Below are 20,972 nucleotides of genomic sequence, written 5' to 3' on the forward strand. Positions count from 1 at the left end.
TCGGCTGCCGGGCGGAGCTGGGCTCTGAAATTCAAGACTTACTTGGAGTTGTAGAACCAGGCGCCGCTGCCATCGGCGCGATTGCCGGCTGCCACCGCGATGTTAATACCGTCGACAATGGCGTTGCCCGACTGCAGTGCGGAGCGAACGTTGGCCGGGACCACGGTGTCCTGGTCAACCGGGGTCACAGTCATCAGCTGGGTGTCGACGACCAGCAGCTGCTCAGAGTCTTTCTGTCCAATAATGACGTAACGCATTGGTATTTCTCCTTGTCGGCCTACTTGAAACCGGCCTTATGCAATGCGTCTATATACAGATCGACATCAGAGGGATCGCGCTGAGGCACTCGGGATAGCCAACGAGCAGTTGTGAAATCCGGTTGCAATCTAAGCGCTTGCAACCGATAGCGGCGGGCAAGTTCCATTTGCCCCGCCATCGCGGCGGCGGCGGCCATCAAGCGATAGGCCGGTTCCGGATTGCGCATCTGGCTCAGGTTGGCCAGCGCCTCGTCAAAGCGCCCGCGGAAGAAGTTGATGCCACCCAGCGTCCACAGGTACTCGTCGGGAGGGATCGGGTTGAGCCGCATGGCGGCTTCGATCTTTTCCTGGGCTTCGCGATGGTTGGAGTTGTGGGCAAGGGTATCTGCGAAGTCGGCGAGAATGTCGGCGTGGTTCGGCGCGAGTTCGGCCGCTGTCGACATATGGGCGAGGGCTTGATCGAGGTCGCGATCGAATAGTGCGACGCGGCCAAGCTCCCGATATGCCGTGCCGTCATTGGGATCGATCGATACGGCGCGTTCGGCATGCAGCTTTGCCTTGTCGAGCAGCGCCTTGTCCGAGCCGGACCGGAGCACCCACTCCACCACATAGGAGCGGGCCAGCGCGCTCTCGATCGTGGCCTGTTCCGGCTCGATGTCGCGGGCGATGCGCAGCGATTTGCGGCCGCGCCGCACCTTCGGCAGGTCGAACGTCCTGAGGTTCTGCCGTCCGGCGAGGTAGTGCGAGTAGGCATTGGCGTCGCGCAGCGTGCGCTCGCGCTGCAGCTCCGCGGATTCGATGGATTCGGCGAGGGCGCGCGCCACCCCGTTGGTGAAGTCCCAGTAGCGTTCCGGGGCGGTCAGCGCCGAGAAGGCGAATTTATCGGCCCAGACGATCTCACGGCCGGCAGCGCGCACCAGGCGGATTGCGAGCGACAGCCCGTCGCCGGCAAAATGCGGGGCGATGCGGCTTTCCACCGCGTAATCGATCTGGTGCGCCCGCACCTCGTCCAAAGCGGTGAACGGGTCGAGCTGCCACGCCGTATGCGGCGCGATCACCGACAGGGACTTGAGGCGTGACAGTCCGATGGTCACATCTTCGACCAGCGCCGGCGCCAGGTGCTTGGGAATGCTCGCCTGCTTGAAATCCTGTAGCGGCGGCAGCAGCACCACACGGGGTACAAAGCTCACCCGCGCCCTGTCCTCGTCGGCCATGGGCCGGCGCCGCTCGATGGTGCGCGGCTGGGCGGGGGTCGCTTCGTCGTCGTGGTCGAACAACTCGGCGGTTTCCGCCGCCGGTTCCATGCCGAGCCCGTGGCGCAGCCGGTTGCGGAAGGCCGCGAATGCCGCCCGCGCACCGCTTTCATTGTTCTCTGAGCGGAACAGCTCGATCGTGGCGCGACACACCACGTCCGAATAGGGCAGGCGCTCGGCGAGGCGGAACAGCGCCGAGTGGGCGCCGCGACCACCGATGCGCAAAGCTGCTTCGGTCGCCTGGGTGGAGAACTGATTCTCGATGCGGGTGCGCTCGAGCGCCAGCCACTGATCGAACTCGCTGCCCACCCCGCCGACGCCGGCCAGCAACTCGCCGCGATAGAGGCTGATCAGCCGTTCGAGCTCGGGCGCATCCTCGACGCTGCGGACGCGGCCGATCTCGCGCAGGTCGAGCACTACATCACGGTTAAGTTCGATTTCCGTGGCGTCGGCATCGAATAGGTCGAACCCGTATCTGCCTTCGAGTTCACGCGTATGCAGCAGGGTCTGTCGCAGATTGGTCATTGCCTGTTCTGCGGTGCTGCTTTCCCAGGTCCGCTCCGCCAAAGCCGACCGTCGCGCCCGGTTGGAAAAGTCCAGATACAGCACAGCTGCAAGGGCATAGGCCTTTTGGCGCAGCTTTACTGCCGAACCGTCCGCCAAGCGGAGGACCGGGGTCCCCAAAAGCTGCAGGGTGACCGTTTCACGCATAGAAGTGATCGGCATTGCTCAGTTGATCCGTCGAAATTGGTGGAAGTTTACTTGACGAAGTAAAGGGCAAAGCGTAGCCACGTAACGGCTAGATAACGCATTGAAGTAAGCTACCCAAGCGTGATGCGCTAGCACAATAACTGCGAGGAGGCGCGGAGGGTGGGCCGCAGTGTCCCGCATATAGGACCCGAAACCTAGGCAACAATATCGAGGGACGAATGGAATCAGGAACATCGAACTTGGCTGCAGCAGCAATCGCGGACGCTAGAGGTTCCCAACTGATCGAACTGAGCGCCGACATCGTCAGCGCCTATGTGAGTCACAACGCACTGAGCGCCAGCGACATTCCCAAGTTGATCGCAACCGTGCATGCCACGCTGAGTGGTCTGGGCGGTGCGCCCGAGCCGGAAGCAGTCGTGGAGCTGAGGCCTGCAGTTCCGGTGAAGAAATCGATTACACCGGACTATTTGATCTGTCTCGAGGACGGCAAGAAGTTCAAGTCGCTGAAGCGCCATCTTCGGACCGAATACGACATGTCGCCGGAAGAATACCGCGCGAAATGGGGTCTTCCGGTGGATTATCCGATGGTGGCGCCGACCTACTCGGAAGCGCGCTCGCGTCTCGCCAAGACCATTGGTCTCGGACGCAAGCCCAAATCGACAGCCACCCGCGGGCGCGCCAAGGTCGTTTCCTGACATCACCGGCGGCAAGCTAAACCAAACCGGCGCTCACTGCGCCGGTTTTTTGTCCTATGGATGCACCTGATCGCAGACCCGGCCGTGATCGGCAGGGCGGGATGGTGGCTCAAAAACTGCCCCCTCCGCTTGGTGGGGGAGGGAGCAGTAGGACACAGGACCCGAATTTCCTATGCGACCGGCATGGTAATCCGATGTTCGTGATGCTGGCGTTATGCGCCATGTCAGCAAAATATCAGCCAGCAGCCCTCAGCGTTCGATGCAGATTGCTACGCCCTGACCACCGCCGATGCATAGCGTCGCGAGGCCGCGCCGGGCGTTGCGCCGCCGCATCTCGTGCAGCAGCGTCACCACGACGCGGCACCCCGAGGCGCCGATCGGATGGCCGAGCGCGGTGGCGCCGCCGTTGACGTTGACCCGCTCGAGATCCCAGTCCATCGCCCTGATCACGGCGAGCGCCTGTGCGGCGAAGGCCTCGTTGAGCTCGATCAGGTCGAACTCGGCCGACCGCCAGCCGGCCTTGTCGAGCGCCCGCTGCGCCGCCGTCGCAGCACCCAGCCCCATCTCCATCGGCTCCAGCGCCGCCGAGGCGCAGGAGACGATGCGGCCAAGCGACGTCAATCCGAGCTGACCCGCCTTCGCCTCGGAGGCCAGCAGCACCGCCGCAGCGCCATCATTGAGGCTGGCCGCGTTGCCGGCGGTCACCGTGCCACCGGCGTCGAAGGCCGGTTTCAACCTGGCCAGCGCGGCCAGCGTCGTGTCGGCGCGCGGTTGTTCATCGGCGGCGACGCGGCGCGTCTCGCGTCGCTCGGTGACACTTACCGGCACGATCTCGCTGTCGAAGCGGCCGGCCGCAGCGGCGGCGACCGCCTTCTGGTGTGAGGCCAAGGCGAAGCTGTCCTGAGCGTCGCGCGAGATGTCGAATTTCTGCGCCAGCCCCTCGGCGGTAATCCCCATGGCGACGTGGTTGAAGGCGTCGACCAGCCCGTCGACCATGATGCTGTCGGTGGCGGTGATATCGCCGAGCTTGGTGGCGCGGCGCCCCGCCAACAGATGCGGCGCCTGCGTCATGCTCTCCTGCCCGCCGGCGACGACCAGTTGGGCATCACCCGCCCCGATCGCCTGCGCGCCGAGGTGGATCGCCTTCAGTCCCGAGCCGCAGACCTTGTTGACGCTGAAGGCCGGCACGCCGATCGGCAACCCGCCGCCGATCGCCGCCTGCCGCGCCGGGTTCATGCCCGCGCCTGCAGTCAGCACCTGGCCGATGATCGCCTCGTCGACGATGGCCGGGTCGACGCCGCTATCGGCCAGGACCTGCCGGATGGCCGCGGCCCCCAGCACCGCCGAGCTGAGCTCGGCGAAAGCGCCGCCGAAGCGGCCGATTGGCGTACGGCGGGCCGCGACGATGTGAACGGGGGTGGTCATGTGGTGAGCTCCGCGAGGTTCTCGAACAGTTTCAGCGCTTCCGGGTTGGCGAGCCCCTCGACATTGCGGACCGGCCGACCATGCACCACGTCGCGCACCGCCAGTTCGGTCAGCTTGCCCGATCGGGTGCGCGGCAGGTCGGCTACCGCGATCACCTTGGCCGGCACATGGCGCGGGCTGGCGCCGCTGCGGATGGTCGAGCGGATCCTGAGCCTGAGGGCCTCGTCGAGCGCTGCCCCGGGCGCCAGCTTGATGAACAGCACCACGCGGGTGTCGTTTTCCCACTGCTGGCCGATGCAGAGTGCGCTGTCGATTTCGGGCAGTTCCTCAACCACGGCATAGATCTCGGCGGTGCCGATACGCACGCCGCCCGGGTTGAGCGTCGCATCGGAGCGGCCATGGATCATGATGCCGTGATGCGCCGTCCATTCGGCATAATCGCCGTGCGCCCAGACGCCGTCGAAACGCGAGAAATAGGCGGCGCGGTAGCGCGAGCCGTCCGGATCGTTCCAGAAGCCGATCGGCATCGACGGAAACGGCGCCCGGCACACCAGTTCGCCCTTGCCCTCGCGCATCGGTTGCCCGTCCTCGTCGAACACATCGACCGCCAGCCCCAGGCCCGGCGCCTGGATTTCGCCGCGCCACACCGGCAGCGTCGGCACGCCGAGCACGAAGCTCGAGACGATGTCGGTGCCGCCCGAGATCGAGGCGAGGTGCACGTCGCCCTTTATGTTGCTGTAGACATAGTCGAAGCAATCCGCCGCCAGCGGCGAGCCGGTGGAAAGGATGGCGCGTACCGATTTGAGGTCATGCGTCTCGATCGGCTTCAACGCGAGCTTGCGCACCGAGTCGAGGTAGCGCGCCGAGGTGCCGAACAGGGTGAAGCGCTCGGCCTCGGCATAGTCGAACAGCTGCGTCGGCTCGGGATGGAATGGCGAGCCGTCGTAGAGGCAGAGCGTCGCCCCGCAGCCCAGCGCCGAGGCCAGCCAGTTCCACATCATCCAGCCGCAGGTGGTGAAGTAGAAGACCCGGTCGCCCTCGTGCACGTCGCAGTGCAGCCGGTGTTCCTTCAAATGCTGCAACAGCGTGCCGCCGGCCGAGTGGACGATGCATTTTGGCTTGCCGGTGGTGCCGGACGAGAACAGGATGAACAGCGGGTGGCTGAATGGCAGCCGCGCGAAGCGTACCGGTTCGACGGAGAAGGGCGCGAGGAACGCCTCCATCGTCACCGCACCGTCGATGCGTCCGGCGCTCTGTGCAGCGCGGCCGAGCACGTCGATCACCACCGTTCGCGCCGGCGCCAGCGCTCCGGCCACCTCGGCAATGGTGGCGCCGATATCGATCAGCTTGCCATTGTAGTGGTAGCCGTCGACCGTCACGAACAGCTTTGGCGCAATCTGGCTGAAGCGGTCGAGCACACCGCGCGGCCCGAAATCGGGGGAGCACGATGACCACACCGCGCCGATCGAGGCGGTCGCCAGCATCATCGCCACCGTCTCGGGCAGGTTGGGCAGCATCCCCGCCACGCGATCGCCCGCGCCGATGCCGAGCCCCAACAGGGCCTGCTGCAGGCGCGACACCGTCTGGCGGAGCTCATCCCAGCTCCAGCGCCGGCGCGCCCCCGCCTCGTCGCGGAAGACGATGGCATCGGTCGGCCCATCGCGCCGTAACAGGTTCTCGGCGAAGTTCAGCGTCGCATCGGGCAGGAACCGTGCACCGGGCATCAGTTCGCCATCGATGACCAGCCGTTCGCCCTTATCGCCGATCACGCCGCAGAAATCCCACACTGCGCTCCAGAACGCGCCGCGCTCGGCGATCGACCAGCGGTGCAGCCCCCAGTAATCGTCGGGCGCGCAGCCGTGGCTGGCGCTGGTCAGTTCAGTGAACTGCCATAGCAAGGTGGCGCGCTGGCGCGCCGGATCCATCTGCCAGAGAATTTCACCCTCCCGTTTTGAGGCGACGCTATTGCTTGTGCCGTCTCGACAAGGAGTCGTATTTCTACTGCATGCACCCTCTCCCTCCCAGTCTTGGCAAGGTCGACCCCGGTACGGCAGGCTTCGGCTACTCGCTCGCCGATATTCCGGTACCCATCGTGTTCGCCGCCCACCGCATCATCAGGGACTGCAACGCCCCATTCGCGGCGCTGTTCGGCTATGACCGCGCCGAGATGCTCGGCGCCAGTTTCCGGCAGCTCTACCAGGATGTCGGCGATTTCGTCCGGGTGGGCGAATTGTGGCGCAGTCACCTCGCCGCGGGCGCCATCTACTTCGACGAGCGGGTGATGCGGCGCAAGGATGGCAGCACGCTGTGGTGCCGCGTGCATGGCCGCTCCAACACGCCGGACGATCCGTTCGCCGAGGCGATCTACTGCTTCGAGCCGATGCAGCGCGGCATCCTGCCGACCGAGCACGTGCTCACCGGCCGGCAGCGCCAGATTCTCATGCTGGTGGCGCAGGGTCGCACCAGCGGCGAGATCGCGGCCGAGCTCAAGTTGTCGCGACGGACGGTCGAGGCGCATCGCGCCAGGCTGATGAAGACCATCGGGGTGCGCAACGGCGCCGAACTGATGGCGTGGTTCAACGAAAGGGAAGGGTGATGACAGAGCAGAAGACGGCGCTGGTGACCGGCGCATTGGGAGGCATCGGCTCGGCCATCGCGGCACGGCTCGCAGCGGACGGGTTCCGTATTGCCTGGCATGACATCGTCGAGCGCAGCGCCGACGACTATTTCCGCGCTGACCTGATGCAATCGGGGGCGGGCGAGCAACTGGTTGCCGACGTCATCGCTCGCTACGGCCGGCTCGACGTGCTGGTCAACAATGCCGGGGCGCAGAAGGTCTCGCCGGTCGCCGAGTTCGCCCGCGCCGACTGGGATCTCGTCCGGACCCTCAGCCTCGATGCCTCGTTCGAATGCATCAAGGCGGCGGTGCCCGGCATGGTGTTGCGCGGCTGGGGCCGCATCATCAACATCGCCTCGGCGCATGGGCTGATCGCCTCGCCGTTCAAATCCGCCTATACCGCCGCCAAGCACGGTCTTGTCGGCCTGACCAAGAGCGTGGCGCTGGAAGTCGCCGAAGCCGGCGTTACCGCCAACGCCATCTGCCCCGGCTATGTCCGCACCCCGCTGGTGGAAAAGCAGATCGACGACCAGATGAAGGTGCACAACCTCGGCCGTGAGGCGGTGATCCGTGACATCATGCTCGCCTCGCAACCCACCCGCCGCTTCGTCGAAGCCGAGGAAATCGCTGGCCTGGCCTCGTATCTCGCCAGCGACGCAGCACGGTCGATTACCGGGACGACGATTGCGATCGATGGCGGGTGGACGGCGCGGTAGGCGACCTGCCGGTTGCGGTCAGGCGGCGGGGATGACCACGCCGGCATAGCCGCGTGCCGAGATGCCGGTACACAGTCCATGCCACTCGCACCCGACACATGCGGCGCGGGTGCGGCCGGCGGCGAAGGCTTCGCGCATCTGGTGCAGCAGGGCCGGCTCGAGAACGAGCGAGTCGCCAAGCCGCGGTGGTGTCGCCAGCAGATCGCCGAGGTTGCGCAGGGCCAACCGGTCACGTTCGATGACGCTGTCGCGGTGGCAATGCGGTTCGGCATCATCCAGCAGCGGGGCGCAGATATCGTCCGGCCCCGCCACGATCAGCACGTCTTCGCCATCGCCGATACGGGCGGCGATGGCGTCGTAATTGGCGATGAACGCCGCGCTGTAGCCCTTGCCCACATAGGTCAGCAGGCAGAGCAGGTGATGCGGGCGCAACCGGATGGTCATCAGGCGGTGCGGGTCTTGCTGCGGGCCAGCAGCGCCAGCAGTGCGGCGCCGAGCGCCGATTTCAGCACGCCGCCGACGATGAACGGCGCGACGCCGCTGGTCCATGCTACCGCGGCGCCGAACAGGGTGGCGAGCCAGGCAGCGCCGAGCCCGAGGCAGAGCGCGTTGCCGAGCAGCATGCCGAAGAAGGCCAGCACCGGGCGGCGGCCGTTCCAGCTGCGTTCCGCCAGCCAGCCGACAGCAGCGCCGGCAACGGGGAAGGCGAACAGGTAGCCGGCGGTCGGGCCGACGAAGTGATGCGCCCCGGCGGCGCCGCCCGACAACACCGGCAGGCCGATGGCCGCCTCGGCGAGCCAGGCGATGATGGTGATGGCGCCGAGCCGCCAGCCATAGAGCGCGCCGACCAGCACCACGGCGAAGGTCTGCATGTTCACCGGCACCGGCACCATCGGCACTTCGACATAGGACGAGAGGGTCAGGAACAGCGTGCCCAGCACCACCGCTCCGACCCGCCAGGCGAGCGGACGGCTTTGCAGGTCGAGCGGGCTGAAGGCGGGCGTCAGAGAGGCGGCACTAGACACGAGGAGGCTCCTTGCGAGAAATTATAGATAATCTGCGTTATCTATCGCTAAAGGAGTCCACAGCCGCGCGGGATTTGCAAGAGGGCTAAAGTCGAGCCGTCGCTGGAACCTTGCGCAGGGCCGGTTTGCGGGGCTCCTGGCCACTCGAGCGGATATGGCGCGCCAGCACCGTAGCGGCGGTTTCGATCTGTCCATCACGCAGCGCGGCGAGGATCGCCATGTGGTCGCGATCGGTCGGCGCCTCCCACTCGGCCCGCCAGCCCGAGAACAGGAAACGGGCGCTGGCGCTATGCAGGTCGTCGATGGTCTTGAGTAGCCGCGGCATGCCGCAGGGCGTGATGATCAACCGGTGGAAGGCCCGGTTCGCCTCCTCCCAGGTCTGCACATCGCTGGCTTTGTCGCCGGCTTTGCTGACGGCCTCGGCCTGGTCGAGCATCGCCTTGGTGAGGTGCGGGCCGGCCTGGCGCAACGCCAGCACTTCGAGCGCGGCGCGCATCTCGGCGACCTCGCGCACCTCGTCGAGGCTGAAGCCGGCAACCCGCACGCCGCGGCGCGGCTCGCTGACCACCAGCCCCTGCGCTTCCAGCAGCCGGAACGCCTCGCGCACCGGCACGTGGCTGGCGCCGAACTCCTCGGCGATGTGGTCCTGCCGCAGGCGGGCGCCCGCCTCGATGTCGCCGGCAATGATCCGCTCGGCCAGCGCGCGGCTGATCCGGACGGAAACGGGGTCGTCTTTGGCTGTGGTCATGATTTTATAGATAAGTTATCGGTCTGCCGATGGCTACCGCCGTGAGCTGGCAGAGATCGACCGGGCCCGCCCGTGCGCCACTGCCTGGGCGGCTCCTGTGCCAAGGCCACCGCTGCTGCTGCGGTCAGGACGCGGCCGAGGATCCGCCGGCCGCCAAACGCATCAGGTCGGTGTCGAAGTTCACGTCGGCCGCCGATTGCTCGGCCTGCGCGGCGTTGCCGGCGAACTGGTGCTGGTAGCCGTCCCAGGCGGCGTTGGTGATGGCGCGAGCGACGCCCGAGGCAACGAACTGGGTAAGTTCGGTGGCGGCGCGATCGATGCGCTTGCCCAGGTCCGGCGCCCCCCAATCCTCGGGCGCGGCGAAGATCGAGGTGGGGACCGGGACGGCGCGGAGGAAGGCAAAGAGCGGGCGCATCTGTTCGTCGGCGACCATGGCGTGGCGGGCGGTGCCCGCGGTCGCCGCAAGGATCACCGGCTTGGCAATCAGCAGGTCGTTGTCGACGAGGTCGATGAAGGATTTGAACAGTCCGCTCATCCCGGCCTTGTAGACCGGTGTTGCAGCGATGATGGCGTCGGCGCCGGCGAGGGTGTCGATCGCCGCTTGCAGCTTGTCGCCCGGAAAACCGGCGACGATGGCCTTGGCGATGTCGATCGCCAGCGGCGCGAGGTCGATGATGGCGAGCGAGGTGCTGAGGCCCGCTCCCGACAGGCGGTCGAGGCTCCGCTGGGCGATGCGGTCGACGAGCATGCGGGTCGAGGAAGGGTCGCTGACGCCGGCATTGATGACGACCAGCCGCGCCGGCTGATCGGGGGTGGGGAACGGTTTGGTCATCTAGGCCTCGCGGGTTGACGGCGGCACCGCGAGCAGTTGCTCGCACAGGTCGCGCAATTGGGTGAGCTGCTGGTCGCTGAGGCGACAGGTCATCGCCTCGGCGACATGCCGGCCATGTCTGGCGCCGACGCGTTTCTGCAGGTGCGTACCGGCCCTGGACAGGCTGAGGATGCTGGCGCGGGCATCCTCCGGGTCAGCCTGACGGTCGATCAGGCCACGCGCCTCGAGCCGCGACACCGACCGGGACAAGCCCGCCTGGCTGATGAGGATGTCCTTGCCGAGCTCGGACATCCTCAGGCCGGCCCTGGCGCCCGAGAGCGCGTAGAGCACGCCGTAATCGGTGGGCACGAGGTCGCCCCAGGCGTCGCCGGCGTGGAGCTCGGCCGCGATGGTCATCTGGGCGCGGAACAGCGCTTCCCAAGCCTCATTCGCCAATCTGGTGTCGCTGGCCATGGTTCAGCCCACCAGCGGCAGCTTGGCGACGAGCTCAGGGGCGGTGTCCTGGTACGGACGGGCGCCGGTGAGATTGTCGCCGCGGTTGGGGTTGGGCGTCGGCTGCCGCGCCGGGGCGTCGCTGTACCTGGCCTTGACCAGGCTCTGGTGCGTCGGCGCCTCGGCAGCGCCGGGCGAGCGCCGCGCGGCCATCTCCTTGCGCAGCACCGGCACCACTTCAGTGCCGAGCAGTTCCACCTGCTCCAGCGCCGCCTCGAGCGGCAACCCCATGGCGTCGACCACCCAGAGCTGGCGCTGGTAATCGCCGAATTCCTCGCGGAAGCTCAGCGTCTTGTCGATGATCTCCTGCGGGCTGCCGACGCTCAGCGGCGTATTCTTCGCATATTCCTCGAGGCCATAGCTCGAGCCGTAGATCGGGTTGCCCTCGAAGAACGGCCGGAAACGTTCGTAGGCGTCCTGCGAGTTCCTGGCGATGAAGGCGTGCCCGCCCAGCCCGACAATGGCCTGCTCCTTGCTGCCATGGCCATAGTGCTCGAAGCGCTCACGATAGAAGTTGACCAGCGGCAGGAAGTGAAAGTTCGGCGCCAGGACATTGTTGGCGAAATAGCCATTGCCGTAATAGGCCGCCTGCTCGGCGATCTCGGGGGTGCGGATCGAGCCGTGCCAGACGAAGGGCGGCACATCATCGAGCGGTCGCGGGATGGCGGTAAAACCCTGCAGCGGCGTGCGAGACTTGCCCTGCCAGTCGACCACGTCTTCGCGCCACAGCCGGTGCAAGAGGTTGTAGTTCTCGAGCGCCAGCGCCACGCCGTTGCGGATGTCCTGGCCGAACCAGGGGTAGACCGGCACAGTGTTGCCGCGGCCCAGCATCAGGTCGACCCGGCCTTTGGCCAGGTGCTGCAGCATGGCGTAATCCTCGGCGATCTTCACCGGGTCGTTGGTGGTGATCAGCGTCACCGAGGTCGAAAGGATGATACGCTGCGTCAGCGCCGCGATGTGGGCGAGCAGGGTGGTGGGCGAGGACGAGAAGAAGGGCGGGTTGTGATGCTCGCCAATGGCGAAGACATCGAGCCCAACCTGGTCGGCGCGCTGCGCGATGCGCCCGATGGCGTCGATCCGCTCGGCCTCGCTGGGGGTGGTGCCGGTCAGCGGATTGCGAGTGACGTCGCTGACCGAAAAGATGCCGAACTGCATGATGTGCCTCCTAAGGCTGCTTCTGTCGCATATATATGCTTGCGCATGCATCTATCAAGATGGCGTCGGATTGGTGTTGCCGCCTCCGACTTTTGGACGCTTGACGCGCCGCCACGATGAGGAGTATCTGCCCGTCCCAGGACACCTCACCCTAACGTGAGGCTTTCGACCTGGGAGGGTCGCCATGGCTGATTTGCCCCTGACTGCGCCGGCAGTGAAACCGGTAAACCCCAATTTTTCGTCGGGTCCCTGCGCCAAACGTCCTGGCTGGACGGTGGATGTGCTCGCCAACGCCCTGGTTGGCCGCTCGCACCGCGCCAAGCCCGCCAAGCAGCGCATCGAGAAGGCCATTGCGCTGACGCGTGAGCTGCTCGAGGTCCCTGACGACTACCTGATCGGCATCGTTCCCGCTTCCGATACCGGCGCCGTCGAGATGGCGCTGTGGTCGATGCTCGGCGCCCGCGGCGTCGACATGCTGGCTTGGGAATCGTTCGGCGAGGGCTGGGTCACCGACGTCCAGAAGCAGCTAAAGCTCGACAATGTGCGGGTGCTGAAGGCGCCGTATGGCGAGCTGCCGGACCTCTCGACCGTCAACTTCGACAATGACGTGGTCTTCACCTGGAACGGCACCACCTCGGGCGTCCGCGTACCGAACGCCGACTGGATCCCCGCCGACCGCAAGGGCCTCACCATCTGCGACGCGACCTCTGCCGCGTTTGCGCAGAACCTCGATTTTTCGAAGCTCGATGTGGTGACCTTCTCGTGGCAGAAGGCGCTGGGTGGCGAAGCGGCGCATGGCGTGCTGATCCTTTCGCCGCGCGCCGTCGAGCGGCTCGAGACCTATAAGCCGGCCTGGCCGCTGCCCAAGATCTTCCGCATGACCAAGGGCGGCAAGCTCATGGCCGATATCTTCGAGGGCGCCACCATCAACACCGTGTCGATGCTGTGCATCGAGGACGCGGTGGATGCGATGGAGTGGGGCAAGACCGTCGGCGGGCTCAAGGGCATGCAGGCGCGTGCCGATGCCAACGCCAAGGTGCTGGCCGACTGGGTCGCCAAATCCGACTGGGCCGCGTTCCTCGCCAAGAACGAAGCCGAGCGATCGAACACCTCGATCTGCCTCGTGATCAAGGACCCAGCGATCACCGCGCTGGCCGATGATGCGCAGGCGGCGTTCGCCAAGGCGATCGTCTCGCGGCTCGACAAGGCCGGCGTCGCCTATGACATCGGCGGCTACCGCGATGCCCCGACGGGGCTGCGCATCTGGGCCGGCTCGACGGTCGACACTGCGAACCTCGCGGCGCTGACCCCGTGGCTCGACTACGCCTTCGCCGCCGAGAAGGCCGCGCTGGCACAGGCTGCCGCCTAAGCTTCGATGCTTCAGCCGCCCCACCGGGGGCGGCTTCTTTCCCACAGTTTCATGCGGTCACAGGTTCAAATCCCGGACCCGCAACCAACACGGAGGGCGACATGCCCAAGGTTCTCGTTTCGGACAAGCTGTCGAAGACTGCGGTCCAGATCTTCAAGGACAACAATATCGACGTCGATTACCTGCCCGATCTCGGCAAGGACAAGGACAAGCTGTTCGAGGTGATCGGCCAGTATGACGGCCTCGCCATCCGCTCGGCCACCAAGGTGACCGACAAGATCCTCAGCGCCGCCAAGAATTTGAAGGTGATTGGCCGCGCCGGCATCGGCGTCGACAATGTCGATATTCCGGCCGCCACCAAGGCCGGCATCATCGTGATGAACACCCCGTTCGGCAACTCGATCACCACCGCCGAGCACGCCATCTCGCTGATGCTGTCGCTGGCCCGGCAGATCCCCGAGGCCGACGCATCGACCAAGGCGTCGAAGTGGGAGAAGAACCGCTTCATGGGCGTCGAGGTCACCAACAAGACGCTCGGCCTGATCGGCGCCGGCAATATCGGCTCGATCGTTGCCGACCGGGCGCAGGGCCTCAAGATGAAGGTGGTGGCGTTCGATCCGTTCCTGACGCCGGAGCGCGCGCAGGCCATCGGGGTCGAGAAGGTCGAGCTCGACGAGCTCTTGAAGCGAGCCGATTTCATCACGCTGCACACGCCGCTGATCGATGCGACCCGCAACATCATCAATGCCGACGCCATCGCCAAGATGAAGGACGGCGTGCGCATCATCAACTGCGCCCGTGGCGGCCTCGTCGATGAAGCGGCGCTCTACGAGGCGCTGAAGTCGGGCAAGGTGGCAGGCGCGGCGTTCGACGTGTTCGTCGAGGAGCCGGCGCAGAACAACCCGCTGTTCGAACTCGCCAACTTCATCGCCACGCCGCACCTGGGCGCCTCGACCACCGAGGCGCAGGAGAACGTCGCGCTGCAGGTGGCCGAGCAGATCTCGGCCTATCTCAACACCGGCGAGATCACCAACGCGCTGAACTTCCCCTCGATCTCGGCCGAGGAAGCACCGCGGCTGACCCCGTGGGTGAAGCTCGCCGAAGCGCTCGGCTCGTTCGCCGGCCAGCTGACCGAGACTTCGATCAAGGGCATCCGCATCGAGTATGAGGGCAATGTCGCCGGGCTCAACACCAAGCCGATGACCGCCGCGGCGATCAACGGCGTCTTGAAGCCGCAGGTGGCCGAGGTGAACATGGTCTCGGCGCCGCAGATCGCCAAGGACCGCGGCATCAATGTCGAGATCATCACCCGCGACCAGCAGGGGGCGTATGAAGGCTATATCCGCCTCACCGTGATCACCGAGCGGCAGGAGCGCGGCATCGCCGGCACCATCTTTGCCAATGGCAAGTCGCGCATCATCCAGGTCAAGGGCATCAACATGGATGCCGAGCTTACCCCGTCGATGCTCTACGTCACCAACGAGGACAAGCCGGGCCATATCGGCCGGCTCGGCACGCTCCTCGGCAACCTCGGCATCAACATCGCCAACTTCAACCTCGGCCGCGCCGAGGTGGGGGGCGACGCGATTGCGCTCTTGTCGATCGACGGCGAGGTCACAGCGGAGCAGCTCAAGGAAATCGCCGGGTTGCCGGGTGTGCGCCAGGCCAAGGCGGTGGCGTTCAACTAAGCCGCAGGGTTGTAAGCAGATGGAAAGGCCGGGCAATGCCCGGCCTTTTTTGGTCTTCACGGGCCGATACCCTCCCTCCCCCTTGAGGGGAGGGATTGAGGGTGGGGGTGGTGCAGTCAGCATCGTACCCGCCTCACCACCCCCACCCCCCGCCCCTCCCCTCAAGGGGGAGGGGAGCAGGCCGGTGGTTCACTCCATGGTTCAGCGCAGTGGCCGAAAGAACTTTTGCAAATCCCCGGCCAGCAGTGCCGGCTCTTCCATCGCCGGGAAGTGCCCACCCTCCTTGAACTCGCTCCAGTGGCCGATCTGCTGCTGCGGGTCGAACAGCGGGCGGACCAGGTCGCTGGTGTTGAACACGGCGACGCCGCGTGGGGTGGCGCTGGGCGGGGCCCAGCCCATGGCCTTGAAGGCTTCCCACAGCGCGTTGGCCGACGCAGAACCGCCGCCGCCGTACCAATAGAGGCTCACATTGGTGAGGAACTGGTCGATATCGACCGCCGCTTCGATGGTCGCCTTGTTCGGGTTGGTCCAGGCCTCAAACTTTTCAGCGATCCAGGCGAGCTGGCCGATCGGCGAGTCGTTGAGCGCATAGCCGAGCGTCTTGGGCCGGGTCGACTGGATGGCGATGTAGCCGTTGCGATCGGCGACCTTGGCGAGGAGGGCACCCGCGCGCTCTTTCTGCTCGGCGGTGAGCGCCGGGTTCTGAGACAGGTCGCCGCCCATGAACGAGGCGACGGCGATGACGCTGTCGAGGTCGGTGCCGAGGTGGAGGCCAATGGCGCGGCCGTTGGTCAGCACGTCGAGCTGGGCTGCGACGTCGGAGCCCATATCGGTGCCGTGCACGGCGAAGCGCTCATAGCCGAACTGGTTCAGCAGCCCGGCGATAGCGGCCGCGGTCTTCTTGGCAGTCCAGCCGGGCTGGCGCGGCGCGGGGGAGAGGCCGAAACCGGGGGCGGTCGGGATCACCAAGTGGAAGGCGTCTTTCGCGTCCGCCGGGTTGGTCAGCGGCTCGACCAGTTTCAGGTATTCGATCCCCGAACTCGGCCAGCCATGGCAGAGCACCAGCGGCATGGCGTCGGCGTGTCTGGAGCGGATGTGGAAGGCGTGCACATGCTCGCCTTCGAACTCGAGCATCACCTGCTCGTAGCGGTTGAGCTCAGCCTCCTGGGCGCGCCAGTCGAAGGCGGCCCAGCGCTCGGCCAGCCGCCGGAGGTAGCCGCCCGGGATGCCGCGCTCCCAGCTATCGGGAGCCACTTCCACCGGCCAACGAGCGCCCTTCAGGCGGCTCTTCAGGTCGGCGATATCGGCGTCGGCAATGGCGAGCTTGAACGGCTTGGCGGTGGTCATGGCGGTCTCTCCTCGGGCTGCGGAATGGGCGATGGCCGTGAACGCCGGCACCAGTGCTGCGGCGATGGCGGACTTGATGAGGGATCGACGGGTCAGGGGCATTTTCGGGTCGTCCTCGCTGTTTCGGCGCCGGTCTCGCCGGCCCCGGAACAATGCGCCGGCGCTGCTGACAGAGCCTGTCAGCAGCGCCGGTTGTCCGCCGTGACGTACGAGTCAGGCGAGGGCGCGAGGCCGGCCGAGGCCGATCCATTGCAAGGCGGCGAGCGCCGCGACGGCAACGGCCTGGGCGATGACGAAGGCCACGCCCAGCAGGGTCAGCGGAAACGTGCCGGCCAGCAGGACGATGACGCTGCCGACGACCCATGCGGCATTGATGAGGACGATCAGCATCACGGCGCCGCGCGGCGTCTCCCGCTGCATTCCGGCCCAGCCGACGAACGCGGCGTAGGCGACGAGGAACAGGCCGAGCGGCAGGGTGGCGGTTGCGGGCAGGCCGGTGAGATCGGCGAGGAGGCTGCCGCCGATGGCAAGCAGGGCGCCGGTGGCAGCCGTCGCAGCGGCGTCGGCAACGAGGGCAAGGCGGATGAGGTTCATTTCGGTTTCTCCGTCGGGGTTCGTCAGGTGACGGCGACACATTTCTACCTCCCGCCTCCTCGTCTCAACTAACGCAGAGGTAATTGAACCGGTGACGCGACCGGGTAGGGTCGGGGGCATGACACACGCACAAGCCACGGCCTCCGACCGTTCCATCGGCGACTATATCCGCGACTGGCGGCAGCACCGCCGCTTCAGCCAGCTCGCCCTGGCGCTGGAGATCGAGCTCAGCCAGAAGCACCTGAGTTTCATTGAAAGCGGGCGCTCGGTGCCGAGCCGCGAAGTGGTGCTGCGCATCGCTTCCGGGCTCGGGGTGCCCTTGCGCATTCGCAACCTGATGCTGCTCGCGGCGGGTTACGCCCCGGTCTACCCGGAGCGGCGGCTCGATCATCCGGATCTGGCGCCGGCGCGGGCGGCGGTCGACCTGGTGCTCAAGGCTTACGAGCCGTATCTGGCCATAGCCGTCGATCGCGGCTGGAACCTGGTATCGGCGAATGCCGCGGCGGCGCCGTTCCTGGCGCAGGTGCAGAATCCAGAGCTTCTGCAGGAGCCGATCAACGTGCTGCGCCTCAGTCTCCGCCAGGACGGGTTGGGGCGGCTGATCGTCAATTACGACGAATGGGCCCGCGACATCCTGCGCCGGGTGGCGGCGCAGCTCGAAGCGAGCGGCGATCCCGCCATCGCCGAGCTTTTGGAAGAGCTGCGCGGCATTTCCGGCATCGCTCCCGGCTATGAAGGGCGCGACGAGCATGGCGGGGTGTTCGTGCCGATGAAGATGCGCTTCGGCGACGCCGTCGCCAGCTTCATTTCCACCACCACGGTATTCGGCACCCCCACCGAGATTACGCTCAGCGAACTGGTGATCGAGGCGTTCTTGCCGGCGGATGCGGAGACGGTGGCGCTGCTCGCGGCGGTGGTGGGGTAGGGGTGGCATTGAAGCTGTGGCTCCACCCCCTCCCGGCCTCCCCCATCAAGGGGGAGGTGTCGGGCCGGTGAATTGGGCTCGATCGTGCCACACACACTGAACGGCACCTCCCCCCTTGTGGGGGAGGTTGGGAGGGGGGAGCCACACGCACCGGTGTCTATCTCTACCCCTGCTTCCACCCATACCAGACGATCGGATCACCAAAAATCGGGTGGAGTTCGTCTCGCAGCTGCGTGAGTCCGTGCTTCTCGTAGAACCGGCGAGCGGGCGCGTTGCCGGGGCGGGTGAACAGGGTGAACCCATCAGGCATCTGCGCCTTGGCTGCATCGAGCAGCAGCTGGCCGAGACCGAGCCCCCGAGCCTCGGGGTGCATGAACAACTGGTCGAGGATGGCAGGTGCCGGTTTGACGGCAAGGAAGCCGACGATTTCCGCGCCAGCCTCAGCCACCGTCACCTGCCAGCCCGCATCGATCTCGATATCCACCCGCTCCCGCAGCCGCGCGAGGCTCGGCAACTGCGCCGGGCCGACCCCGGGCAAGCCGGCGCTGGCGTGCCAGATGGCGGCGATCGAGTCGTAGTCGGCTTGTGTTGCCGGACGGAGCAGGATCCCGGTCATGCGCTGCGCCGGGCGGAGTATTCCGCCAGCACCAGGCCGGCGGCGACGAGGATCGCGGCGACGATGTGGAACAGCTGCAGTGCTTCGCCCAGCACGATCACCGAGCCGACCGTGCCGAACAGCGGGATCAGGTTGACGAACAGGCTGGCGCGATTGGAGCCGATCAGCTCGACGCCGCGGACATAGAGCATCTGCGAGATTACCGAAGGAAAGATCACGGTATAGGCGGCGATCAGCCAACCCTGCATATCGATGGCAGCGAGGTTGGACGGGAGGCTGGCGGTGCCGTTGCCCAGCGTCGCCTGATAGGCGAGCGAGGCGAGGATCGCGCCGGCGCAGGTGGCCGCGAGGAAGCTGGTCCAGTGGGTCGGCGGGCGCCAGCGCAGCGCGATCGAATAGATGGCGTAGGCGAAGCAGGCGAGGATCACCAGCAGGTCGCCGAGGTTCACTTCCAGCGTCAGGATACGCGGGAGGTCGCCGTGGGTGGCGATGATGGCGACGCCGAGGATGGTGACCAGCACGCCGAGCAGTTGCAGGCCGCGCACCCGGGTGCGGAACAGCGCGAAGTTGAGGATGATGACGAAGATATTGACCGCCACCTGCTCGAGCGAGGTGTTGACCCCCGAGGTGTAATAGGCGGCGACATAGACCAGGACGTTGAAGGTGGCAAAGCCCACCGCGCCGTAGAACAGATAGAGCCACCACTTGGCCCGGATCACCGGCCAATCGCGTTTGAGCGGCTCGATGGCGAAGGGCAGTACCAAGAGCAGCGCGCCGGTCCAGCGCAGGATCATCAGCGAATGCGCGTCGATATGGCCGACGGCGAGCTTGCCGGCGACGACATTGCCACCCCAGAACAGCGTGGTGAGGATGAGGATCAGATAGGGGCGATCCATCAGGGCGTGGAACGCGCGGTTGCCGGTCGCGGCAGAGGAATTGGTCATCGGGGCCGTGTGGTTCGAGCATCGGCCGCTACCTCGAAAGGTGGCGGCCGAAGGAGGCGCGAACATAGAGTGCTTCCAGGAAAAGTTGCAGACTTTTCCGGTTCGGAAGCGCGACAAACAAGACGTGAGGCTTGGCGCGTCGCGCCAGCCCGTCAGGCCGCCGGTGGGATATTCTGGTTGAGCCGGAACAGGTTTTCCGGATCGTACTTGGCCTTGATCTGGCGCAGCCGGTCCCAGGTCGAGCCGGGATAGGCGGCGCGGAGGCCCTCGCCACCCTCGAGGCCGAGGAAGTTGACATAGGCGACGGCGTTCGTCTTGCTCACCGTGTCGAGGGCGCTGGTCGCCCAGCGGTCGAAATGGGCTGTGACCTCGGCGCCGCCCTCATACATGGCGAGGAACGCTACCATGACCTTGCTCTTCCGATGCGCAAACGCCGTGGCGTCGGTGGCGATGCGCGAATAGGCGCCGCCGAGCACGCGAACCTGGCCCATCTTCATCGGCGACGGGCAGGCTTCCAGCGCCGCCAGCATCCTGGCCGCGTCCTCGACGCTGAAACGGTCGACGAAGCGCGAACGGCACGAGACGGCCGGGCGCATCTCGGGCGGTGGGTCCATGGCGTACATGGCGGAGTAGGGCGCCGGCCCGACGAGATCGGCGATCGGCGTGGCGATGGCGCGGAACGGCGCCAGCGCCTGGGTCGCGGCGTCGGGCGTGCCGGAGAACGCCATCATGCCGATCAGTGCCAGCGTACCGTGGAACTCGGGCCGCACGAACGGTACCGGCGGGATCGGCATCACCAGGGCGATGGTCGAGAGCGCGTCCGGCGCGGCATCGGCGAGCTCGGCGAATTTCGCGATGTTCTCTGCGGTGGCGGGCAGCACCAGTGGGCCGCCCACGAAGGACGGCAGCGGGTTCAGCTTGAACTTCAGCCGCGTCACCACGCCGAAATTGCCGCCGCCGCCGCGCAACGCCCAGAACAGGTCCGGGTGGTGGTCGGCGTCGGCGACGAGGATATCGCCGGCCGCCGTCACCAGTTCGGCCGCCAGCAGCGAGTCGATGGTGAGGCCGTGCTTGCGCACCATGTAGCCGATGCCGCCGCCCAGCGTCAGGCCGCCAATGCCGACCGTGCCGGAATCGCCGAAGCCGACGATCAGCCCGTGCTGCTCGACGGCACGGGTGACTTCGCCGGAGCTGAGGCCGGTGCCGGCCCACACGGTGCTGGTCTCGCGGTCGATCTCGATGCTGTTGAGATCGCGCAGGTCGATGACCAGGCCACCCTCGGTGCCGCTATGGCCACCGACGCTGTGGCCGCCGCTGCGCACCGCCAGTTCGAGATCGGTGGCGCGGGCGAAGTTGATCACTGCCGCCACGTCCGAGACGTTGGCGACACGGATCACCGCCGCCGGGCGCCGGTCGAAATTGCCGAGGGCGACGCTGCGCACCTGGTCGTAAGCCGCATCGCGGGCCGAAATCACCCGACCGCGCAGGCTCGAGGCCAGCATGTCGATCTGGTCTTCGAGCGGAAAGCGTTTGTCCATTCCCTGAGTTCTCGCTGAGAGGGTT

Annotated in this window: 21 protein-coding genes; 6 read left to right on the plus strand and 15 right to left on the minus strand. The window is 66.4% G+C overall.

Annotated features, from left to right (window positions below):
* Positions 1–38 precede the first annotated feature (38 nt).
* Together AC1ROK_RS19360 and AC1ROK_RS19365 are read right to left on the minus strand one after the other, a co-directional pair.
* A complete protein-coding gene (locus AC1ROK_RS19360; protein ID WP_492849895.1) occupies positions 39–257 on the minus strand; it encodes a hypothetical protein in 219 nt (72 codons plus the stop codon).
* A gap of 20 nt (positions 258–277) precedes the next feature.
* Entirely contained in the window at positions 278–2,035 is a 1,758-nt protein-coding gene (locus AC1ROK_RS19365; RefSeq protein WP_492849897.1) for an AfsR/SARP family transcriptional regulator, read from the minus strand.
* Positions 2,036–2,439: 404 nt separating this feature from the next.
* Here AC1ROK_RS19365 and AC1ROK_RS19370 point away from each other — a divergent pair, with 404 nt between their 5' ends.
* Complete coding sequence (locus AC1ROK_RS19370; RefSeq protein ID WP_492849899.1) at positions 2,440–2,916, plus strand: Ros/MucR family transcriptional regulator; 477 nt, start codon at positions 2,440–2,442, stop codon at positions 2,914–2,916.
* A 249-nt stretch (positions 2,917–3,165) separates the two neighbouring features.
* On the opposite strand, the gene AC1ROK_RS19375 is transcribed toward AC1ROK_RS19370, so the two are convergent.
* Together AC1ROK_RS19375 and AC1ROK_RS19380 are read right to left on the minus strand one after the other, a co-directional pair.
* Complete coding sequence (locus AC1ROK_RS19375) at positions 3,166–4,341, minus strand: acetyl-CoA C-acetyltransferase (RefSeq protein ID WP_492849901.1); 1,176 nt, start codon at positions 4,339–4,341, stop codon at positions 3,166–3,168.
* Positions 4,338–6,266: an acetoacetate--CoA ligase gene (locus AC1ROK_RS19380; protein ID WP_492849903.1), complete on the minus strand. Its 1,929-nt coding sequence runs from the start codon at positions 6,264–6,266 to the stop codon at positions 4,338–4,340. The genes AC1ROK_RS19375 and AC1ROK_RS19380 overlap by 4 nt, the downstream gene beginning before the upstream one ends.
* A gap of 80 nt (positions 6,267–6,346) precedes the next feature.
* Between AC1ROK_RS19380 and AC1ROK_RS19385 the strand changes: the two genes are divergently transcribed.
* Together AC1ROK_RS19385 and AC1ROK_RS19390 are read left to right on the plus strand one after the other, a co-directional pair.
* A complete protein-coding gene (locus tag AC1ROK_RS19385; RefSeq protein ID WP_492849905.1) occupies positions 6,347–6,937 on the plus strand; it encodes a helix-turn-helix transcriptional regulator in 591 nt (196 codons plus the stop codon).
* Entirely contained in the window at positions 6,937–7,674 is a 738-nt protein-coding gene (locus AC1ROK_RS19390; RefSeq protein WP_492849907.1) for a 3-hydroxybutyrate dehydrogenase, read from the plus strand. The genes AC1ROK_RS19385 and AC1ROK_RS19390 overlap by 1 nt, the downstream gene beginning before the upstream one ends.
* Positions 7,675–7,692: 18 nt before the next feature.
* On the opposite strand, the gene AC1ROK_RS19395 is transcribed toward AC1ROK_RS19390, so the two are convergent.
* The 6 genes from AC1ROK_RS19395 to AC1ROK_RS19420 form a co-directional block, all read right to left on the minus strand.
* On the minus strand, positions 7,693–8,118 hold the full coding sequence (locus tag AC1ROK_RS19395) for a DUF1284 domain-containing protein (RefSeq protein WP_492849909.1): 426 nt from the start codon (positions 8,116–8,118) through the stop codon (positions 7,693–7,695).
* Positions 8,118–8,699, minus strand: coding sequence for a biotin transporter BioY (locus AC1ROK_RS19400; protein ID WP_492849911.1), 582 nt, complete (start codon positions 8,697–8,699; stop codon positions 8,118–8,120). The genes AC1ROK_RS19395 and AC1ROK_RS19400 overlap by 1 nt, the downstream gene beginning before the upstream one ends.
* 85 nt (positions 8,700–8,784) lie before the next feature.
* On the minus strand, positions 8,785–9,447 hold the full coding sequence (locus AC1ROK_RS19405; protein ID WP_492849913.1) for a GntR family transcriptional regulator: 663 nt from the start codon (positions 9,445–9,447) through the stop codon (positions 8,785–8,787).
* A gap of 124 nt (positions 9,448–9,571) precedes the next feature.
* A complete protein-coding gene (locus AC1ROK_RS19410; protein WP_492849915.1) occupies positions 9,572–10,279 on the minus strand; it encodes a CE1759 family FMN reductase in 708 nt (235 codons plus the stop codon).
* Positions 10,280–10,714 carry a MarR family winged helix-turn-helix transcriptional regulator gene (locus tag AC1ROK_RS19415; protein WP_492849917.1) on the minus strand — a complete coding sequence of 145 codons (435 nt, stop codon included), beginning with the start codon at positions 10,712–10,714 and terminating at the stop codon, positions 10,280–10,282.
* Positions 10,715–10,735: 21 nt separating this feature from the next.
* Positions 10,736–11,926 carry a CE1758 family FMN-dependent luciferase-like monooxygenase gene (locus tag AC1ROK_RS19420; RefSeq protein WP_492849919.1) on the minus strand — a complete coding sequence of 397 codons (1,191 nt, stop codon included), beginning with the start codon at positions 11,924–11,926 and terminating at the stop codon, positions 10,736–10,738.
* Positions 11,927–12,110: 184 nt separating this feature from the next.
* Between AC1ROK_RS19420 and AC1ROK_RS19425 the strand changes: the two genes are divergently transcribed.
* Together AC1ROK_RS19425 and serA are read left to right on the plus strand one after the other, a co-directional pair.
* Positions 12,111–13,295 (plus strand): phosphoserine transaminase, encoded by a 1,185-nt coding sequence (locus tag AC1ROK_RS19425; protein ID WP_492849921.1) that lies wholly within the window; start codon positions 12,111–12,113, stop codon positions 13,293–13,295.
* 101 nt (positions 13,296–13,396) lie between these two features.
* Complete coding sequence (serA, locus tag AC1ROK_RS19430; protein WP_492849923.1) at positions 13,397–14,983, plus strand: phosphoglycerate dehydrogenase; 1,587 nt, start codon at positions 13,397–13,399, stop codon at positions 14,981–14,983.
* Between the two features lie 201 nt (positions 14,984–15,184).
* On the opposite strand, the gene AC1ROK_RS19435 is transcribed toward serA, so the two are convergent.
* Both AC1ROK_RS19435 and AC1ROK_RS19440 read right to left on the minus strand, forming a co-directional pair.
* Positions 15,185–16,432, minus strand: a complete 1,248-nt coding sequence (locus AC1ROK_RS19435; protein WP_492849925.1) for an epoxide hydrolase family protein — start codon at positions 16,430–16,432, stop codon at positions 15,185–15,187.
* Positions 16,433–16,543: 111 nt separating this feature from the next.
* Positions 16,544–16,924: a hypothetical protein gene (locus AC1ROK_RS19440; protein ID WP_492849927.1), complete on the minus strand. Its 381-nt coding sequence runs from the start codon at positions 16,922–16,924 to the stop codon at positions 16,544–16,546.
* A 118-nt stretch (positions 16,925–17,042) separates the two neighbouring features.
* Between AC1ROK_RS19440 and AC1ROK_RS19445 the strand changes: the two genes are divergently transcribed.
* On the plus strand, positions 17,043–17,849 hold the full coding sequence (locus AC1ROK_RS19445) for a helix-turn-helix domain-containing protein (protein ID WP_492849929.1): 807 nt from the start codon (positions 17,043–17,045) through the stop codon (positions 17,847–17,849).
* A gap of 163 nt (positions 17,850–18,012) precedes the next feature.
* Here AC1ROK_RS19445 and AC1ROK_RS19450 read toward each other — a convergent pair whose 3' ends face one another.
* The 3 genes from AC1ROK_RS19450 to AC1ROK_RS19460 all read right to left on the minus strand — a co-directional run bounded on the left by AC1ROK_RS19450 (position 18,013) and on the right by AC1ROK_RS19460 (position 20,947).
* Positions 18,013–18,465, minus strand: coding sequence for a GNAT family N-acetyltransferase (locus tag AC1ROK_RS19450; protein ID WP_492849931.1), 453 nt, complete (start codon positions 18,463–18,465; stop codon positions 18,013–18,015).
* On the minus strand, positions 18,462–19,409 hold the full coding sequence (locus AC1ROK_RS19455; protein WP_492849933.1) for a DMT family transporter: 948 nt from the start codon (positions 19,407–19,409) through the stop codon (positions 18,462–18,464). The genes AC1ROK_RS19450 and AC1ROK_RS19455 overlap by 4 nt, the downstream gene beginning before the upstream one ends.
* A gap of 152 nt (positions 19,410–19,561) precedes the next feature.
* Positions 19,562–20,947 carry an FAD-binding oxidoreductase gene (locus tag AC1ROK_RS19460; protein ID WP_492849935.1) on the minus strand — a complete coding sequence of 462 codons (1,386 nt, stop codon included), beginning with the start codon at positions 20,945–20,947 and terminating at the stop codon, positions 19,562–19,564.
* Between the last annotated feature and the right edge of the window lie 25 nt (positions 20,948–20,972).

The sequence above is a fragment of the Devosia sp. GW821-FHT12F11 genome (assembly GCF_058806655.1).

Bases quoted from the DNA above. Each gene is read 5' to 3' on its own strand.
- AC1ROK_RS19385 (WP_492849905.1), top strand. From the start codon at position 6,347: ATGCACCCTCTCCCTCCCAGTCTTGGCAAGGTCGACCCCGGTACGGCA.
- AC1ROK_RS19450 (WP_492849931.1), bottom strand. From the start codon at position 18,465: ATGACCGGGATCCTGCTCCGTCCGGCAACACAAGCCGACTACGACTCG.
- AC1ROK_RS19380 (WP_492849903.1), bottom strand. From the start codon at position 6,266: ATGGATCCGGCGCGCCAGCGCGCCACCTTGCTATGGCAGTTCACTGAA.
- AC1ROK_RS19375 (WP_492849901.1), bottom strand. From the start codon at position 4,341: ATGACCACCCCCGTTCACATCGTCGCGGCCCGCCGTACGCCAATCGGC.
- AC1ROK_RS19435 (WP_492849925.1), bottom strand. From the start codon at position 16,432: ATGCCCCTGACCCGTCGATCCCTCATCAAGTCCGCCATCGCCGCAGCA.
- AC1ROK_RS19425 (WP_492849921.1), top strand. From the start codon at position 12,111: ATGGCTGATTTGCCCCTGACTGCGCCGGCAGTGAAACCGGTAAACCCC.
- AC1ROK_RS19460 (WP_492849935.1), bottom strand. From the start codon at position 20,947: ATGGACAAACGCTTTCCGCTCGAAGACCAGATCGACATGCTGGCCTCG.
- serA (WP_492849923.1), top strand. From the start codon at position 13,397: ATGCCCAAGGTTCTCGTTTCGGACAAGCTGTCGAAGACTGCGGTCCAG.
- AC1ROK_RS19445 (WP_492849929.1), top strand. From the start codon at position 17,043: ATGACACACGCACAAGCCACGGCCTCCGACCGTTCCATCGGCGACTAT.
- AC1ROK_RS19405 (WP_492849913.1), bottom strand. From the start codon at position 9,447: ATGACCACAGCCAAAGACGACCCCGTTTCCGTCCGGATCAGCCGCGCG.
- AC1ROK_RS19390 (WP_492849907.1), top strand. From the start codon at position 6,937: ATGACAGAGCAGAAGACGGCGCTGGTGACCGGCGCATTGGGAGGCATC.
- AC1ROK_RS19360 (WP_492849895.1), bottom strand. From the start codon at position 257: ATGCGTTACGTCATTATTGGACAGAAAGACTCTGAGCAGCTGCTGGTC.
- AC1ROK_RS19370 (WP_492849899.1), top strand. From the start codon at position 2,440: ATGGAATCAGGAACATCGAACTTGGCTGCAGCAGCAATCGCGGACGCT.
- AC1ROK_RS19420 (WP_492849919.1), bottom strand. From the start codon at position 11,926: ATGCAGTTCGGCATCTTTTCGGTCAGCGACGTCACTCGCAATCCGCTG.
- AC1ROK_RS19395 (WP_492849909.1), bottom strand. From the start codon at position 8,118: ATGACCATCCGGTTGCGCCCGCATCACCTGCTCTGCCTGCTGACCTAT.
- AC1ROK_RS19365 (WP_492849897.1), bottom strand. From the start codon at position 2,035: ATGACCAATCTGCGACAGACCCTGCTGCATACGCGTGAACTCGAAGGC.
- AC1ROK_RS19440 (WP_492849927.1), bottom strand. From the start codon at position 16,924: ATGAACCTCATCCGCCTTGCCCTCGTTGCCGACGCCGCTGCGACGGCT.
- AC1ROK_RS19455 (WP_492849933.1), bottom strand. From the start codon at position 19,409: ATGACCAATTCCTCTGCCGCGACCGGCAACCGCGCGTTCCACGCCCTG.
- AC1ROK_RS19410 (WP_492849915.1), bottom strand. From the start codon at position 10,279: ATGACCAAACCGTTCCCCACCCCCGATCAGCCGGCGCGGCTGGTCGTC.